Source organism: Bradyrhizobium sp. PRIMUS42, assembly GCF_023006515.1.
Lineage (GTDB): Bacteria > Pseudomonadota > Alphaproteobacteria > Rhizobiales > Xanthobacteraceae > Bradyrhizobium.
Map to the genome: position 1 here is coordinate 1 of NZ_JALBGZ010000793.1, position 2,701 is coordinate 2,701.

A 2,701-nucleotide genomic window follows, 5' to 3' on the forward strand; every position below is an offset into this window, starting at 1 on the left:
ATTGTCGACGCCCTGCTGGACCGCGGCGCCCGGGCTGACCGTCGGCGGGGCGAGCTCGCCGTCGATCACGGAGCCCGTGATCACGTCCTGCGGATAGAGTGCCGCGAGGCGACGCGCCAGATTCTCGAGCTCGCGCACGTTGCCCGGCCAGCGGTGCTGCTTCATCCGCTCCAGCGCCAGCGTGTCGAGCTTTTTCGGCGGCAGGCCGTCCTTCTCGGCGAGCGCGAAGAAATGACGGATGAGATCCGGCAGATCCTCGATGCGCTCGCGCAAGGGGGGCAGCCGCAGCGGCACGACGTTGAGTCGGAAGAACAGGTCTTCCCGGAACAGGCCCTGCTGGATCAGGACCCGCAGGTCCTTGTTGGAGGCCGCGACGATGCGCACGTCGGTCTTGATCGGGGTGCGGCCGCCGACGGTGGTGTATTCGCCCTGCTGCAGCACGCGCAACAGACGGGTCTGCGCCTCCATCGGCATGTCGCCGATCTCATCGAGGAAAAGCGTGCCGCCCTCGGCCTGCTCGAACCGGCCGGAGGCGCGGGTGTTAGCGCCCGTGAAGGCGCCGCGCTCATGGCCGAACAGCTCGGATTCGATGAGGTCGCGCGGGATCGCCGCCATGTTGACCGCGACGAACGGGCCGTTGCGGCGCTTGCCGTAATCGTGCAACGCGCGCGCCACCAGCTCCTTGCCGGTGCCGGACTCACCCGTGATCATCACGGTGAGATCGGTCTGCATCAGGCGCGCGAGGACGCGGTAGATTTCCTGCATCGCCGGCGAACGGCCGACCAGCGGGATCGCCTCCATCTCGGCGTCCTCGTCGGGCGTCGAGACGCGCTCCTTCGGCTCGGCGAGCGCGCGGCCGACGATGGCGATCAGCTCCTTGAGGTCGAAAGGTTTCGGCAGATATTCGTAGGCCCCGCGCTCGGAGGCACGGATCGCCGTCATGAACGTGTTCTGCGCGCTCATGACGATGACGGGCAGATTGGGCCGCATCTTCTTGATCCGCGGCAACAGGTCGAAGGCGTTTTCGTCAGGCATCACCACGTCGGTGATGACGAGATCGCCTTCCCCCTGGCTGACCCAGCGCCACAGCGTTGCGGCATTGCCGGTGAGCCTGACCTCATAGCCGGCCCGGGACAGTGCCTGATTGAGAACGGTGCGGATGGCGGTATCGTCATCAGCTACGAGAATGCTACCTGCGGGCATCGTTAATCCTCATTTCGCCCCCTGTGACACAGGCGACGACTTCCCGGCAGAGTCGGCGCGACTGCTTTGATCGGCATGTTTCACCGATGTGGAATACATCGGCATCAGCACGCGGAAGGTGGTTTTGCGCGGCTGAGATTCGCATTCGATGATGCCCCCGTGATCGCCGACGATCTTGGCGACCAGCGCAAGGCCCAGCCCCGAGCCGGTCTGCTTGGTGGTCACGAAGGGGTCGAACAGGTTGGGCAGAAGATCGTCCGGCACGCCTGGTCCGTTGTCCTTCACGCAGAATTCGAGCGGCAAGGATACCCGGGATTTTTGACCGGGGACTGACAGGCGCACGCCGGGGCGGAACGCGGTGGTGAGCTGGATCTCGGCGTCGGGCACGTCGATCAGGGCTTCCGCGGCGTTCTTCACAAGGTTGAGGAACACCTGGATCAACTGATCCTGGTTCGCCAGCACCGGCGGCAACGAGGGATCGTAATCCTCGACGAAGCGGATGTTGCGGGCAAAGCCCGACTGCGCCAGCCGTTTGACGTGATCGAGCACCGAATGGATGTTGACGGGGCCGCGCACCACGGGGCGCTCGTCGCCGAACACCTCCATGCGGTCGACCAGCGTCACGATACGGTCGGCCTCGTCGCAGATCAGCCGCGTCAGCATGCGGTCTTCCGAGGAGGCCTGCTGCTCCAGAAGCTGCGCCGCGCCGCGGATGCCGGAGAGCGGATTCTTGATCTCATGCGCCAGCATCGCGGCCAGCGCGATCACCGAGCGCGCGGCGCTGCGATGGGTGAGCTGGCGGTCCATCTTGTCGGCGATGGAGCGCTCCTGGAGCATCACCACGATATGGCCGGGCCGCTCGGTCAGCGGAGCCACATGCAGGTCGACCTGGCGGTCGCCGCCCATGCGCGGCGTGCCGAGATCGACCTTGTATTCGTTGACTGGCGCGTTCGACGAACGCACCTGGTCGATCAGCGCCAGCAAGGGACTGCCGAACGGCACCAGCTCTTTCAGCGACTGCCGCTTCAGGAACTGCGTCGAGATGTCGAAGAAGGCTTCGGTCGCGATGTTGGCGGCAACGATCTTGCCGTCCGGCCCGATCATGAGCACGGGATTGGGAAGAGCGTCCAGGATGGCGTCGCTGTCGGACGCAAGCGGCCGACGATGTTCAACGGCTGAGCTCATGCAGCAGCGCTCCATGCGAAGTCGTCGAAGGCATCCTGCAGGGACTGGTGGACGAGGCGCGGATCCTCCGAGGTGAGGATCTTCTGGCGCCAGGATTTCAGCTTTTCGGCCGGCGCACGGCTCGCCTGCGCCGCGACGTCGAGCGCCCAGCCCAGATGCTTGCGGGCATGCCTGAGGCCGATGCGCAGACCATAGAGCGCGCAGACGCCCTCATAGAGCGTGCGGACATAATGCAGCTGGGTCTCGAGCGAGGGCGTTAGCTCCTCCGCCCCGCCCGTCAGGCGGCGGCCGATCTGGCCGGGCAGCCAGGGCT

2 protein-coding genes and 1 pseudogene are annotated in these 2,701 nt (G+C 65.8%); all 3 read right to left on the reverse strand.

Annotated features, from left to right (window positions below; genetic code table 11):
* The coding region (gene ntrC, locus MOV75_RS33700) for a nitrogen regulation protein NR(I) (protein WP_247007496.1) at positions 1–1,203 on the reverse strand (1,203 nt) is incomplete at its 3' end.
* A gap of 9 nt (positions 1,204–1,212) precedes the next feature.
* Positions 1,213–2,388, reverse strand: a complete 1,176-nt coding sequence (locus tag MOV75_RS33705) for a nitrogen regulation protein NR(II) (protein WP_246931861.1) — start codon at positions 2,386–2,388, stop codon at positions 1,213–1,215.
* Positions 2,385–2,701 (reverse strand): annotated as a pseudogene (locus MOV75_RS33710) (tRNA dihydrouridine synthase DusB); the annotation flags it as partial. The pseudogene MOV75_RS33710 and the gene MOV75_RS33705, both read right to left, overlap by 4 nt.